Below are 15220 nucleotides of genomic sequence, written 5' to 3' on the forward strand. Positions count from 1 at the left end.
TACATGTGGGGAGAAGTCCGCTTATTAAAATATAATAACTACTAAATGATACAGTTAAACTGTATCATTTTCTATTTTCTTAATACCAAAAACATCCTAACTTTGAATAAAAATAATTTTCTTTCTTTTTTTCTAAAATAATTGTAAAATTAGTTAGTAAATTAACATAATGAATTTTAATCCTATTCTTAAAAGGTGGTACTATAACATGAAACCAAAACAACCAAATGATTATATAAATAATAATTATCAAAAACCTAACAAACTAAAAGATTGTAAAGTTGAAAACTATAAAATTGATAATGATTTAAAAGCATTATACAAAATAACAAACTCTGGTGATGCTCTGCAACCCAGAATCTTTAAAACCATACCCTTAGACCAACTAGAAACTAACGCCACCGACTTTTTCTTTATACTTATGAAAAGCTTTCAATGCGAAGACTTTACCATGTATTTTGAAAATGACTTAAATATTATCAAAATTGTTAATCTATTGTCCAATCAAAGCTTAGAATTAACACCAGAACAACTAGCATTTCTAAAGAGATTCTTTAATAATATTAGCGCAATATTAATTACTTTATTTGATAAACGTTTAAAACCTCTTATTAATAACCTAACAGATAGTACTATCAATAGTAGTAGCAGTATTGGCAAAACTTTGGATATCACTAAACCACGAATATTAAATTAAATAAAAAATGTTACTAACGAAACACTTCATTAATAACACCACCACCAAGACAAATATCACCGTCATAAAAGACAGCTGATTGACCAGGAGTTACGGCACGCATTGGTTGTGAGAAGGTAACTTTAAATTCATTATCATTAACAACATTAATAGTTACAGCAACATCAGGTTGACGATAACGAAATTTAGCAAAACAGTTTATGTTTTTACTAATCTTATTTTTACTAATTCAATTAATGTCACTAACAGTACAACTATTAGCCATTAATCACTTAGTTTCATTATCATTTGCTACATAAAGAATATTATTAGCAACATCTTTTGCTACTACAAAATATGGCATTTTCATGCCTGACAAGTTAATACCTCGTCGTTGACCAATAGTATAATAGTAAACACCATGGTGACTACCAATGGTTTTTTTAGTGTTAATATCAACAATATCTCCTGTTTTCGCAGGTAAATAATTAGCAAGAAAGGTTTGGAAATTACGATTACCAATAAAACAAATTCCTGTTGAATCTTTTTTCTTAGCAGTTGGTAAGTCATAAGTAAGTGCTAATTTTCGTACTTCAACTTTACTTTTATTACCTAAGGGAAACATACTATATTGTAGTTGGTCTTGATTTAGTTGGCATAAAAAATAACTTTGGTCTTTACTATCATCAGTTCCTTTTAATAGTTGGTATTGTTTAGTTTCTTTATGATAAATAATAAGGGCATAATGACCCATCGCAATGTAATCAGCTTGCAATTGGTTACGAGCATACTTTAAAAAGGCATTGAATTTAATATACTTATTACATAAAATATCAGGATTAGGTGTTCGACTCTTTTTAAATTCATCTAAAAAATAAGTAAAGACATCATCTCAGTATTCTTTAATGAAATCAATTCGTTCTAAAGGAATATTTAGTTTTTTACAAACTGCTAAAGCATCTAAGTAATCTTGTTCTTGTGGACAAATATCTTGGTTATTATTGCCTTCTAAATCATTATTTAACAGTGAATCTCAATTACGCATGAAAAGACCAACTACGTCATGGCCTTGTTCTAATAATAATGCGGCTGTAACTGATGAATCAACGCCACCGCTCATGCCAACAATAATCCGTTTTTTGGTTTTCATCGATTTCTCCTTGATAAATAATGAAATGCTTATTAATTGTAGCAAATATTTATTAAATACTAAAATAATTGTTTAATCCAATCACTAAAAACTTATTATATTTTACTTTAATTTTGTAGAACAGCATTTGAACATACACAATCTTCTAGTTATTATAACAATGGAAATAAGAATAATACTGAAAACTTAGCACAAAGTTGTCAAAAAGAAGAAAATGAAAAGGTAAGGAAGAAACAGTAAGAACTAGAAAAGAAAAAAGAAAATTTGTCATAAATGAAACTTTAGACTGAATTTCTAAGAGTTAAGCATTAATTAAAAATGGCTTTTCTCCCTTTATGTACTATTTTTAAATTTTATCACATAAATGCTGAGAAAAGCCTATCTACGGACTTCTCCCCACATTTTTAAATTAAACATAGCATTACAGTTTCAAAACTAGGTATGTTATTGAATTTATATGCAGCTTCTTTTGCATATAAATGAATATGATGTTTTGCAACTTTGATATGTGTTTTAAATGTTCTTCGTATATGTTTTCATACTGACTCAATTTGGTTGGTATTTACACCAGTTTTTGAAACATAGCCATCTTGATGGTTAACTGTTTCATGCTTAGTGAAAACCGATTTCAAATCGCGATATCCTTTTCAAGAATCAGTATGTACATCACACTTTGAAGAAATGTGGTTTATTGCAAACTGCAAAAGATTTTTACTGTTTGCGTTTTTCAATACTTTCACAATCAGATTGTTGGTTGTTTTTTCATAAATACCAACAATCAAGGTTTTGTTCAACAAGGATCTTCCTTGTTTTTTAAACCCATATGTGAAAGATACATTTCATCCATTTGCACTATGCCCTCAACAATGAATTGAGGTTCTTGTTGAGCAATGGCACTTCGGATTTATGACCCATTCTTCAAGCTGTTTTCAAGGTCACTCCCAATTCTTTTGCAACATCAGTTGATGGAATTCCATGTTTGGTGTTTATTCATCTAAAGATGAGATAAAACCAAGATATTAAAGGTGTTTGTGACTTTGAAAATATAGTGCCCGTGAGAATACTGAATGTTTGATGACATTTCAAACATATCATTTTTCTTAAATTAGAAGTATTCAAATTAAAACTAGAACACCTAATACATTTGCTTTGTTTCAAACTTGCTATATATGCAAGACATTGTTTTTCAGTTTGAAAAGTATTATTGAACTCATTAAATTTCATTGTTTCCTCCACAAGTACATGTGAGGAGAAGTCCGAAATTTTATTTAATTTTATTTCTTCTAATAATTAACACAATGACTGGAACAGTCATAATCACTAATAAGATTATTCCACCAATAATGATAACATTTCAATTATTAATAATTGTTATTAAAGTTAAAGGTTGCTGTTTTAAAACCAAGGGTTATTCTCAGTTTGTAATACTTGTTTTTTACATTTTTGTAAAATTTTATCATCATGATTATTAATATTAACATAAAGATGATTAGTTAAATCATGAGCATAAAATAATAATCAGTAGCGTAGTTGCCCAGCATTTAACTTATTAATTGTTTCATCAACATTAGTTGCTTATCGTAAATATTGGGCAAATGCGTGACCTAAATTACTAGTAGCAAAGTCAGAGTAACCATTGATTGTTAATAATAGTGGGTTAATTGTATAAACATTTAAATACTGTTGTGATTCAGGATCAATTTTATTATCACTAGTAGTACGTTGTAGTAAATAAATAGTATGGTAGGCGTCATCACGTGGTTTTAAAGTACTATTATTGTTAAGAGTATTAGTTGCTGCTACTGGTGTTAAATCATCATTTACTGCTTGATATGTTCAATGTTCATTTTCATTAAAGGAAATTGAAACTTGGTTTTTAATTTGACTAAGGGCTTTAACAGTAATATCACTACTATTATTTTTAACAAAATATTGATGAATTAATGAAGAATTATTAATATATTCATTGTTATTACCAATATTAACAGTTGGGGTGCTACTTATAACTTTAACTTTTTCTTCTTGTAAGATAGTAATATTATCATTATCTTTTCATTTAATATCATAGTTAGTTGGTGTATTGTTGGCATTGTATTGTTGATTTAAAATCGCGTAACTAAAAGTATTACTAGCATTAGTTTTAATAGCAATACTAGGTTGACCAGCAACGGTAATATTTAGCCCTTTATTATTTTTAAGAAAAGGAGCATGGACATAAAAAACAAATAATTGGTTACTAATAGTATCTTCACCATTATTTACAGGACCAATTGGAAATATCTTAGCGCGCATACTAATATCATTATTTTGAAAAGTAGTACTTGGAGTTAAAATATATGGTACTTCCATTAATGTATTAAGTTTACTTTTTTCATTAATAACTTCAAATAATCCTTGATTAATACTTTCATTGATAGTTTCATGATAAGGAATAATAATACTTTGATTTTTACTATTGAAAGTATGACCAAACGTAGTAAGGTTAGTATTTGTAAAACCAGCACCATTTTTAAAATTACTAATATTATTGGTAATACGTTGTTGGGTTTGTAAATAACCTTGTTTATTAATTATATTATTATCATTAGTTGCAAGATTTCAATCATTATTAATAATTTGGTCGTAACTATCAAAGTTTATATTTAAGGGATTAGACACAATATTTTCATTTAAATAGTTTGAATCATTGTTTCAATGGTTAATACTATTTACTAAATTAATATTTGAAGTTTTAACGGTTATGTGGAAGCCGTTAATTTTAGTATTAGTAGTTAAAATGAAGCACCTAAAAGATTGCTAGTAGTTAGCAATAGAGATAGTTTTTGTTTCATAGTACTAATGTCCTTGTAATTAAAAATAATTTTTAATTATTCATTAATTATTATAACATTTTTTTAAAAATGTGGTATATTTGTATCTAATACATATTGTAAAAATTTAGAAATTATAATGTGTAAAAAAATAAAATAAATGATTCAAAAGTCTTTGGCAAGTACTAGTATTTGTTGTAAGACTTTTTTTGAAAGGAAATGACTAATAATGGCTCATGGTCAAGATTTAGATGTTAGTATTCTAAGCACAAATAGTGATATTAATTTAGGAAAGAAAGAAACTGAAAAATTACAAGAACAAATCAAAAGTTTAGAAACTGAGTTATTAGAAAGTAAAACTCAAGTGACTGAGTTAACTAATAATGTAAACTTAATTTTAGATAGAAACATCTTTGATGAAGTAGAAACCGAAATGAAAAGATTAATTGATGAAGTTGAAGAATTTAAAAGTAATTTAAAAGTAGTTTCAGATGAAAAGGAACAGTTGGAAAAACAGAATAAAGATTTAAAAAGTGTTATTAAAGAAAGTGGAGACTCAGCAATTTACTATGATAGTTATTTTAAGGAATTAACTGATAAAAATAAAGATTTACAAAATAAAATAAATATTTCTATAAAACAACAGAAAGAAATTGAAAATGGAAATAAAGAATTACAAGAACAATTAGATACTAAAACTCAAGAAATTGAAAGTATTACATCACAATTAAAAGAGGTTACTAGAGAGAATAAGGAATTACAAAACACAATAAAAAGTTTAACAACAGAAAAAGAAGAAATTACTAAGGATAATGATGAAATAAGCAATGAGTTTAGTGAAGTAATACAAGAAAATAAATCACTTAAAATTAAATTAGAAAATACACAACAAGAACTAGAAGAAGTTAAACATAAATTTTCTAGTTTAGAATCAGAAATTGTAGAAAATAATGAAAATATTAAACCTAAGATTGTTGAATTAGAAGAGTTTAATAAATACTTAACAACAGAACTTGGTAATCTAAAAGAAGAGTATAATAAATTAACAAAAGAGAATGTACAGTTAAAAAAACATACTATTTCAAGCCCTCAAACAACAATTTTACAAAATAGTGATTTAATTGTAAAAAAACTATTCTTGCATCAATATCAATCAAAAAATGGAATATTTAAGTCATTTTTAAAATGAGTAGTTAAAAAGATTTTCCGAGTAGAAATATTTAAAGAATGAAATATGGAAAACATCACTGAACATCCTAATTTTGAATCTGAAAAAGTACGCATTAAAGAATGTCTAAAAACTAGTAAGGGTATTAATCTTTTAGATAATCAATTAAAACTAACAGAATCAGATTTAAACAGTAGTATAAAAGAAAGTTTTGATATTGATTTAATAAGGGATAAATCTAATATTGAAGAAGCTAATATTAGTAGTCCTCAAACTACTAGTAAAGTTGTTAATCAAGCCTAAATATAACATACTGAACATCCTAAATATAAATTTGAAAAATGGCAAATAATGAACTAAAAACAATAAAATATGTTTCTAATAAGAGAGGATTGTCCCTCAATAGTTATATATTATAAAATTTTTAATATTTGTTAATATATAATTTCAAGGAGGTAAAAAATGAACTTGTCTGAAACCAACACTATATCAGAAGAAGAAATAAAAATTAATTCAGAAGAATTTATTGAAAAATTAATAAAACAAGAAGAAAATTTACATAATGGTGAAGTTTTTCCTAATTTTAACGATTCTTTAATATTAAAGTATTCTCGTAAATAAATGATTTAGAAGATATAAGATATTCTCAATATAAAACAGTTATTACTAGTACTGGTGTAGAAAAAGATAATGTAGTACAGCAAATTAGCCGTTTGAGTTACGATGAATTTTTACAAATGGTTGAAAATAAAGAACAATGAATTAAAACAGAAGAAACTAATAATGTAACTCTTATTAAAACTCCATTATCAGATTTTATAGAAAACATTAATACAGAACAAGAAAAATTAAAACCAACGATTTTAGAACAAGAAAGCGTAGAAGAAAAAAAATATAAGAAATACTTATGATGAATTATAAAATTTATCGGGGGCGTAACAAACTTCCGTAGTCATTATTCTATTATCAATAATTTATCTTTAAAAGACTCAATTCCTTTTTTATTAAAATACAATTACAAAAAAAGACGAGAAATAAGTATCGTCTTTTTTTGTAATTGTAAGATTTGCAAATTTTATAACCGTCTTTAGTACTATTATCAACACGTGCTAGGGACATAAAATAGTGAACCATAACACAGTTGTTCAAAATAGTGGCTAGCATGTGGACTTGCATGTAAAAATAAAAAGTGGAGTGATACCTAATAAAATATACTAACCATGAATAATGGTAATCCTTGGGGTGGGAGCGGATTGGCAACTAGTGTATATAGACCCGTTTTGGGGGACGTTGGGGGACGTACTGTATTAGTTCTTAATTTCACCAACACCAATACCGCCACCCCCAGTGAGCGGTTGTTTGGTAGGTGTTGGTGGTAAATTTAAAAAAATTTTCTCGGCCAATTTTCCTAGCAAAAATTAATAATATTAGTGTTATAGAATTGAATTTTAATGAAATGATAATAAATAATGGAAAATAAAATTATTGAATATAAAATAGGATTAATTAAACATATTGATATTTTACAAAAAGATAATTTAGTTTGTGGACATAAAGAATTTATTGAAGAATGTAAATACTGTTGAGGTAATTGTTATTTAGAAATTATTAAAACAATTCTTAGAGGTTAATTTGATTAATGCAATATGACTTAATTATCGGAATTGACCCCGCAGGAATTGGTAATAATGGAATTGTTATATATTCAAGCGAAACTAATAATATTATTTTTAATGAAACATTTAAAACAAAAACTGTTCTAGAAAGTAAAAATCTATTTAAAGAATACTTTTTAATAATTAAACAACATTTTGAAAATAAAAAAATCTTAGTTATTGTAGAAAATTTCTTTTTAAATTCAAAACAATTATTAACTAATCCCCTAGCAACACCGAAAATTATTGGTGCTTTAATGGTATTAATTCAAGATGTAATGAATTGAGATTATCAAGAAAGTGAACCAAAAAACAAAAATAAAATAGAAAATTATAATGGAAATATAAAATTTACAAAACATGAACAAGATGCTTATAAGCACATTCAATATTATTTAAGGAACTAAAAAAATGAAAGATAAAGTGAATTACATTAAATTAACAGTAAAACTTAGTAACAGTATAGAAGCAAAATATCATGAGAAAGTTAATAAAGAATTATATTATACTGTTCGTGCTCAATGAAATGGATTAAACTATGTTACCTTAATTTTTAATAATCCCAAATTTTATAAACGATGTATTTTATTAAACAAAAATGATGAAATTATGGTAACTGGACAAATCTTTAATACTTTAAATATTCCAAAAAATCGTGCATTTTGTTCCATTAATGTTAAATGATTTAAAAAATGAAAGGAATAAATATGATTATACTACCTACTTTATTTGGAAATAAAGATGAGATTGAAATATTATCACCATCTCCGCAGGCACTTCATACACATAATGATATTAGAGCAATTATCCTGATGAAATATCCTAATGTTAAATCAAAACATATAGTTATTTCTGACCCCGAAGATAATGTTGCTTTAATAGTTGGTGATAATGAAGTCTATCAAGGATGAGTCAAAGTTTGAATTAAAAAACAAACTTAAATAATACAGAAAAATAGGAATGGGAGGTTAAAAATATGACTAATTATTTACTTTCAATTAATCCAAGTATGAAAAATACTGGGTTTACATTATGAGAAAATAAAAAACCAATATTAATAACTAGTCTTAATTTTTCTAAAAAAGATTATCATTATTTTACTGATTTTATTAATATAGTTTTTCTACAATGTCAAACTAATAATTTAGGTTTAATTGATGATAAAACAGATTATAGTTTATATTTAGTAATTGAACGTGGTATATTTAATCCAAAAATGGGTCGTGGTAAAGAAACATTAGATCATTTAAGGGGATTTATAGCTGGACAATTTAATAAATTATTAACAAAAGATATGTTAATAAGTCCAAGTGAATGAAAAAGTTGATGAAGTAAAAGTATTAATGAAGATATTATTAAGTTTGATTGAATAGGAATTGGTCCACGTGCTTGAGATAAAGAATTATCATTAGAAATAGCAAATTGATTAATTAAACAAAATAATTGAAATATTGAAATTAATGACCATGACCAAGCAGAAAGTTTATTAATTGGTTGATATTATTTGAATAAGGAAGTGAAATAAAATGACAGTATATTGATGTAATGAATGTGAAAATGACTATATACATTGTGAATGTAGAAACTCTAAAAATTGAGAAAAATTAGACTAAAGGAAAAAAGAAAATGAAAACTAAATTAAAATGTATAGTTAAAAATTGAAAAAAATAAAAGAAGAGAAAATAAGGAGTAAATAATGAGAAATATGAAATTTAAATTTATAAAAGGAGAATAAATATGGAAACAAATAATTATACTTTAACTAAATTAATTAGAACAGGTATAAGTCCAATTTCAGCAATGATTGGAACTAGTGCTTATTATGGACAATTAATAGGTAATCCAATATTAGGTTCAATTAATAGTTTATTATTTGGTAAAAAATTAGGTTTAGATATATGAAATTTAAATCAAAGACCTTCTTCTAAAACTAAACTAATTAATAGTTCTAAAAAAATATTATTAGGTTTAGGAACAACTGGGTTAGCAAATTATACTAAATGAATAGAAAATAATATTAATCCAACTCCAATTCCAACTACTACCACAGAAACACCACCATGACCATTAATGGTGAATGAAAATAATAATCTTAATAATTTAATGGATTGAGATACTTATATTTCATTAAATGCTTATGGTATTTCAAATCTTATAGCAAGAATTACAGAGTTAATACCTAATAAATTTGAAACTATTCGTAAAGTAGCAAATATGGCAAATGGTGGATGTTTAATATCAATTGGTGTTGCTATTGGTATTAATAATGGTTTTGATAATGCAAGTGCTATTCCTACTATTATTGCTGGTGCAAGTGAAATTACACATAGTTTATTACCGATAGAAACAAATCATGATAGAGAAATGCAAGAAACATCATTTACTAATGAAACAGCAAGATTAATTAATAATGATATTGATAATAGATTTACCATTAATAGTGAAACAACTAGTCAATATGGTAGTGATAATATGAGTGAAGTACCATTAAACAATGCTGATAATCATTCATTAAATTGAGATTATAATCACATGCGTTTATAACAGAAAGGAAAACATAAAATGAAAGAATTTATCCATGAACTAATTATCATAGGAACATCTGTAGGAACATTAATTTGTAGAGAAATTATTGTAATTTTAAAAAAATATATTACAACTCCAAAACATGTACGTTCTTATAATAAAATGAAAAAACATGAAAATAAGTTAAATAAACAACAAATAAAACTAGAAAAAATTATGCAAAAAGGACAAAACAAGGAAGTGAAATAACTATGGAAAATAATGAAATTGGCATGACAACTAACATGAAACAAATTTATTTGTTAATGTATAAAACTAACCAAAGTGATGATATGAAATATAAATCATTTGAAACATTAGAATTAGCAACATTATTTCATTTAGGTTTTAAAGAAGTAGTTACTAAAATCGGCTATCCTAATCGTGAAATTATTCATTATCAAATTTTAGCAATTCCATTTAATTTAGATGAAAGCAAAATGTTAAATTTTAATTAAGGAGGATTAAACATGATTGAAAATGAAACTAATGTAAAAAATGAATTTTTAACTGAAAATAATACTGAACAAAATCAACCTGATAATGAAATTAATCAAAAAATTAATGAAGCAGAAAATAAGTTAAATAAAATTAATCAAGAACTTAAAGAACAACAAATGATTAATATTTTTAATAAATATAAAATTAAAAAAGAATTTCATGATTATTTAAAGTTTAAAACAAAAGATACTAAAAGTGAAGAAATAGAAAATACTATAAAACAATTCATTAAAGAACAGCCAGTATTAAGAACACCAATGAATACTGGCGGTAATCAACAAACAATTATTAATAATCAAATACCAACAAAAATTAATCCATTATTGGATTATAAAAAGAAAAATTATTTATAGAAAAGGAAAGTTAAAATGGCAGTAAATATTCAAACAAACTTAAATAATACAGAAAAATTAGTAGAAGCTCCTGAATTCATTGAATTTTTTAAACAATCAAATAGTCCATGAGCAAGTTTTTTTCCAATCGAAATGATTAATTCTACTACAATTGAGTTTATTATTAAATTACCAAAAGACCCAAAAATTAAAGTACTTCCATGAATTGATAAAAGTACAAGACTTGATGTTAGTTATGCAGAAACTGATAAAATTCAAAAATTTATTGAAAAATTATATGTTGCAGGTGAAACAATTTCTGCTGTTGATTTACTAGGAGAAAATCGTCAAAATTTATTAGATACAATGCAATATGAAATTGCAAATGATTTAGCAAACAAATTGGCAAGTGATGATACTAATATAATTTCTCAATTTGCTACTAAGGTAATAATCGATAAGGCAACAGAACTCAAAGAGCAAGCAATTAAATATGGCTTTTCTCAGCATTTATGTGATAAAATTTAAAAATAGTACATAAAGGGAGAAAAGCCTTTTAAAAAATTAGAAGAACAAGAGTTAAAAGATTACTTGTTATTACAAAATACATTAATAAAGTTAAGTCCACAATTAACTCCAAAATTTAAAATCAAAGATATAGATAGAGTAAATAACTTTTTAAAACAATATAATACTGAATTTAAAGAAGTATTAAATATGAACCAACATGAATGATTAAATTTAGTTCATACTTTACAAATACAAAATAAGGGTAAAACGTTGATTTTAACTTTAGAACAAATACGTGCTAATGCAATAAAATTTAATTTTAAAAATAGTAATATTCATAAATTTGTTTTAAAAACTAATAAAACTTTTAAATATTTTGACATTAGATTTTATTTAAGAACAGGATTAAATAAATTTTGAAAAGATACACCATATTTTGAAAAATTACGAGAGAAAATCTATAAAATACAAGAAAGATTTGAAAAGTTAGAAGAAAAAGCAATAGCAAAAATTAATAAATTAAAAGAAAAAGCAAGTGATTTATTTACTAGTGCTGAGAAAAAAGCAATTAAACATGCACAATTAATACCTTTAAATTCACCAGTATTTATGGGATGTAAAATTCAACCATTATCACTAGATAAATGTGCTATTACTATTTATCACCGTAATCATAAATATAAGCCATTTGTTGTTATTGATACTATTATTAAAGCAGAAACTTTCGTTACACAAGTACATCCTTTTCATTGATATCGCTGAAATAGTGGTTGATATATTGGTTATGGAGTTAATACTAATAAATGATTGAAAACAATAGCATTTGCGCCACCAGTTGTTCAACAAATTATAAGAGATGCTTTTAAGCTACATCGTGAAATATTAAGAACAATAAGAACTTATCATAAAGTTATTAACGTTATTAATAATCCGGTTGAAAATATTAATAAATCTTTCAAAAGTGTCAGTTTAAAATTTAGCGTTCATACTTTGTTTGGTACTGGGTTATTACATCATTTAGAAAAATTTGCTTATAGTCAAGTGGTTGAAAAATGTAAGAAGAAATTACAAAAAGAAATTATACATATCGCACATAGAAAAACTAAAAAACGTACTAAACATTATAAAAAAGCATTTTTTAAGGAATGATAATATGATAAAAGAACTTTGAACTGATATTAGTCTAGGAAATTATAATAAGTGATATCCATTAACTGGACCAATTAATGACACTCCACAACAATATGTAAATACATGACCAAATGCTAATGAATGATTTACTACATTTGCTATTCGCGCACAAAATGATATTAATGCTTATCTTAATTTTATTTTATATAAATTTCCTTTTGATAGTTTAAAGATAAATTAATTCAAGAAACATTAAGAGATATGGTTTATGTAATGATAGAACATTGATTATTTAATCGTGCTCCAATTGAATTTAATGTTGATGCTAATATTCAATTTAATAATGGTACACAGTTTAGTGCAAGTAGTATTCCAACAATTAATGTTTGAGATTTAGCACCAAGTAGAATGAAAATACTAGCTCAATTAACACAATTAAAAGAGTTACTAATGAGTTATGATGAACAAGAAATTGATGTTGATAAAATTGATTTAGAAGCATTTTATACAAGAAATCAAATAGATGAATTAATTGAAAATGAAAAAGAACAAAGAATTAGTGGTGATAAAGATAATCATGATTTTATATTAACTAAACAAATAAAATTATATGATGATGTTGTAAGTGAAAAAGAACATGAAGTATTTCGTGGTGCAGTTACTAAACTTGTAAATAAAAGTTATGTAGCAACTGAATATGACCCTGAAACTGAAACAATGATTTTAAATTGACCAAGTGAAATTGGTACATTACCACCTGAAGCATTACAAAATAATCCACAAGAGGGTGATTTTACTCATGCTCCAACTGCTGATTTTTCTGCTAAACAACAAAAACGGATTACTAGTAATGAAAATAATATTAAGTTAGCAAATACAGAAATTGAAAATATTAAAAATAATTGATTTAATATCGAAACAAGTCCTTTATGGAAACGTATCGATGAGCAAATTCCAATTCCTAATGATGATATTAACAAATGATTTATAGTTTTTTGAGATTATGGATTTCAGAATTATGATGATTTATATCTTGTTAAAAAAACTTCAAAATTTCAATTCGTTAAAAATCAAAATATCTCACCAACAGATGTCATATTAGATAAATTAATCTTAAAAGATAATGTTATTATAACATTATTGCTAAATCTTAAGACAAACATAATTTATTTCAATAGTAATAGTAATAATTATGGCGCCAATATTGATAAAATATATAAATATCAAGGCATAGGAAAACCTACTGAACTTATAGCAGAAACTAATAATAATGATAATTATTATAATAAACAAGAAACTAATGAACTATTAGATAAAAAACAAAATATTAGTGACGAAAATTTACAAACAAAAAATAAAACTATTGTTAGTGCTATTAATGAAGTTAAAAATGTTAATGATACACAAGATTTACATATTAGTCAAATTAAGACTGAAGTAACTAATGTACAAGGTGTTTTAGTTTTAAAACAAGATAAATTAACAGCTGGTACTAATATAACTATTAAAGATAATAAAATTAGTGCTACTGGTGGTAAAACTGATTTAACTGATTATTATAAAAAAGAAGAAACAAATAAATTATTAGATAAAAAACAAGATAAAATAGAGAATTTACAAGATAAAATTTTTAATAATAAAAATGATAAAGATAATACAACAAGATTAGTTAATGATGTTATAAATGTTGGAAATAGAACATTAATTTATAAAAATAAAAGTGGTCCTTCAGTAACAGATGATAATGATATTCCAAATAAAAAATATGTTGATGAAAAAATAAAATCTTTAAATGTTATTAAATGAAAAAATGTTGGTACAAAAGAAAGTAACATTAAAATTAATTATGATTTTAAAGTAAATACTTTATATAGAGTTGGTTATTGTTGAAAAAATGTAGAAAAAAGTCCAATTATATATATGCAATTTTTATGACAAGGTGAAGGTGCTGTATTAGCTAGTTTTTTTAAAGGTATTTCTGGAAAAAGAATTACTGAAGCTTATGTTGATTTAGTAGTTATTTCAAATGCTATTGCAATGGATAGATTTAATGATGATGAAGGTAAAATATATTCATTAGAAGAAGAAATAAAAGAAAATACTTATAAAATCACTAGTAATACATTAGATATTACTTCACCAAGTATAATTAATATAGATAAACCAATTAAAATTAATTCAAAAAGTTTAGAAACTAATGAAATAGAAGACAATTGTTGAGATATTGAATTAAAAGATAATACAACACCAAATCCTCCTAACCCAAGTGTTCCACAATGAAAAGAAGTAGGAACAAGGATAACAAAAAACCAAATTAATTATAAATTTTTTTCCGGGAAAAAATATAGAGTTACTTATATATGGGATGGAGATACGCAACCTATTGCTTATTCTATAAGTAAAGAATTTAATAAATTATTATCAAATAAATATGATTGTGTATATATATTAGATAGTTGTGTAAGAAATTGAAATCTAAATTCAGGTTTAAAAATTGAATTATTAAGATTAGAAGTTATGGATAATATAATTAGAATAGTTACTGCAACTAGTATTTATAAAGGTAATATTTTAAAATTAGAAGAATTACAGGAATAATATTATGTTTAAAATATTAAAAATAATTTTAAGTATATTAGGTATTTTGATTAGTTGTTCATTTGTTGGGTTAATGTTGTTTATTATTTATAAAGTTATATTAATAGTTAATAAAGTATTATAG

The 15220-nt window shown here is 24.8% G+C and carries 21 protein-coding genes; 17 read left to right on the forward strand and 4 right to left on the reverse strand.

The window, feature by feature from the left end:
• Positions 1 to 208: 208 nt before the first annotated feature.
• Positions 209 to 697 (forward strand): hypothetical protein, encoded by a 489-nt coding sequence (locus tag ACFEL4_RS01145; RefSeq protein WP_375317755.1) that lies wholly within the window; start codon positions 209 to 211, stop codon positions 695 to 697.
• 13 nt (positions 698 to 710) lie between these two features.
• Here the strand turns inward: ACFEL4_RS01145 and mnmA are convergent, their stop codons facing one another.
• The 4 genes from mnmA to ACFEL4_RS01165 form a co-directional block, all read right to left on the reverse strand.
• Entirely contained in the window at positions 711 to 1826 is a 1116-nt protein-coding gene (gene mnmA / locus ACFEL4_RS01150) for a tRNA 2-thiouridine(34) synthase MnmA (RefSeq protein ID WP_375317756.1), read from the reverse strand.
• A gap of 404 nt (positions 1827 to 2230) precedes the next feature.
• A complete protein-coding gene (locus tag ACFEL4_RS01155; RefSeq protein ID WP_375316929.1) occupies positions 2231 to 2620 on the reverse strand; it encodes an IS1595 family transposase in 390 nt (129 codons plus the stop codon).
• Positions 2621 to 2678: 58 nt separating this feature from the next.
• On the reverse strand, positions 2679 to 3050 hold the full coding sequence (locus ACFEL4_RS01160) for a hypothetical protein (protein ID WP_375317757.1): 372 nt from the start codon (positions 3048 to 3050) through the stop codon (positions 2679 to 2681).
• A gap of 351 nt (positions 3051 to 3401) precedes the next feature.
• Entirely contained in the window at positions 3402 to 4484 is a 1083-nt protein-coding gene (locus ACFEL4_RS01165; RefSeq protein WP_375317758.1) for a hypothetical protein, read from the reverse strand.
• A gap of 381 nt (positions 4485 to 4865) precedes the next feature.
• Between ACFEL4_RS01165 and ACFEL4_RS01170 the strand changes: the two genes are divergently transcribed.
• The 16 genes from ACFEL4_RS01170 (at position 4866) to ACFEL4_RS01245 (ending at position 15096) form a co-directional block, all read left to right on the forward strand.
• Positions 4866 to 6107 (forward strand): hypothetical protein, encoded by a 1242-nt coding sequence (locus ACFEL4_RS01170; protein ID WP_375317759.1) that lies wholly within the window; start codon positions 4866 to 4868, stop codon positions 6105 to 6107.
• 159 nt (positions 6108 to 6266) lie between these two features.
• Positions 6267 to 6425, forward strand: a complete 159-nt coding sequence (locus ACFEL4_RS01175) for a hypothetical protein (protein ID WP_375317760.1) — start codon at positions 6267 to 6269, stop codon at positions 6423 to 6425.
• A 92-nt stretch (positions 6426 to 6517) separates the two neighbouring features.
• Positions 6518 to 6895: a hypothetical protein gene (locus ACFEL4_RS01180; protein ID WP_375317761.1), complete on the forward strand. Its 378-nt coding sequence runs from the start codon at positions 6518 to 6520 to the stop codon at positions 6893 to 6895.
• A 378-nt stretch (positions 6896 to 7273) separates the two neighbouring features.
• Complete coding sequence (locus ACFEL4_RS01185; RefSeq protein WP_375317762.1) at positions 7274 to 7435, forward strand: hypothetical protein; 162 nt, start codon at positions 7274 to 7276, stop codon at positions 7433 to 7435.
• 8 nt (positions 7436 to 7443) lie between these two features.
• Positions 7444 to 7866 carry a hypothetical protein gene (locus ACFEL4_RS01190; RefSeq protein WP_375317084.1) on the forward strand — a complete coding sequence of 141 codons (423 nt, stop codon included), beginning with the start codon at positions 7444 to 7446 and terminating at the stop codon, positions 7864 to 7866.
• A gap of 4 nt (positions 7867 to 7870) precedes the next feature.
• A complete protein-coding gene (locus ACFEL4_RS01195) occupies positions 7871 to 8164 on the forward strand; it encodes a hypothetical protein (protein ID WP_375317083.1) in 294 nt (97 codons plus the stop codon).
• Positions 8165 to 8166: 2 nt separating this feature from the next.
• On the forward strand, positions 8167 to 8400 hold the full coding sequence (locus ACFEL4_RS01200; protein WP_375317763.1) for a hypothetical protein: 234 nt from the start codon (positions 8167 to 8169) through the stop codon (positions 8398 to 8400).
• A 35-nt stretch (positions 8401 to 8435) separates the two neighbouring features.
• The gene (locus tag ACFEL4_RS01205) at positions 8436 to 8984 is read left to right on the forward strand and encodes a hypothetical protein (RefSeq protein WP_375317764.1); all 549 of its coding nucleotides are present in this window, start codon (positions 8436 to 8438) and stop codon (positions 8982 to 8984) included.
• Between the two features lie 212 nt (positions 8985 to 9196).
• Positions 9197 to 10003 carry a hypothetical protein gene (locus ACFEL4_RS01210; RefSeq protein ID WP_375317765.1) on the forward strand — a complete coding sequence of 269 codons (807 nt, stop codon included), beginning with the start codon at positions 9197 to 9199 and terminating at the stop codon, positions 10001 to 10003.
• Between the two features lie 18 nt (positions 10004 to 10021).
• Complete coding sequence (locus ACFEL4_RS01215) at positions 10022 to 10234, forward strand: hypothetical protein (protein WP_375317077.1); 213 nt, start codon at positions 10022 to 10024, stop codon at positions 10232 to 10234.
• Between the two features lie 2 nt (positions 10235 to 10236).
• Positions 10237 to 10482 carry a hypothetical protein gene (locus tag ACFEL4_RS01220; protein WP_375317076.1) on the forward strand — a complete coding sequence of 82 codons (246 nt, stop codon included), beginning with the start codon at positions 10237 to 10239 and terminating at the stop codon, positions 10480 to 10482.
• A gap of 12 nt (positions 10483 to 10494) precedes the next feature.
• Positions 10495 to 10878, forward strand: a complete 384-nt coding sequence (locus ACFEL4_RS01225) for a hypothetical protein (RefSeq protein WP_375317766.1) — start codon at positions 10495 to 10497, stop codon at positions 10876 to 10878.
• Positions 10879 to 10893: 15 nt separating this feature from the next.
• On the forward strand, positions 10894 to 11385 hold the full coding sequence (locus tag ACFEL4_RS01230; RefSeq protein WP_375317767.1) for a hypothetical protein: 492 nt from the start codon (positions 10894 to 10896) through the stop codon (positions 11383 to 11385).
• A gap of 63 nt (positions 11386 to 11448) precedes the next feature.
• Complete coding sequence (locus ACFEL4_RS01235) at positions 11449 to 12519, forward strand: hypothetical protein (RefSeq protein WP_375317768.1); 1071 nt, start codon at positions 11449 to 11451, stop codon at positions 12517 to 12519.
• A gap of 1 nt (position 12520) precedes the next feature.
• Complete coding sequence (locus tag ACFEL4_RS01240; RefSeq protein WP_375317769.1) at positions 12521 to 12739, forward strand: hypothetical protein; 219 nt, start codon at positions 12521 to 12523, stop codon at positions 12737 to 12739.
• Between the two features lie 32 nt (positions 12740 to 12771).
• On the forward strand, positions 12772 to 15096 hold the full coding sequence (locus tag ACFEL4_RS01245) for a hypothetical protein (protein WP_375317770.1): 2325 nt from the start codon (positions 12772 to 12774) through the stop codon (positions 15094 to 15096).
• The last annotated feature ends 124 nt before the right edge of the window (positions 15097 to 15220 follow it).

Source organism: Spiroplasma endosymbiont of Virgichneumon dumeticola (assembly GCF_964264745.1).
In the GTDB taxonomy this organism is placed as follows: Bacteria; Bacillota_I; Bacilli_A; order Mycoplasmatales; family VBWQ01; genus Spiroplasma_E.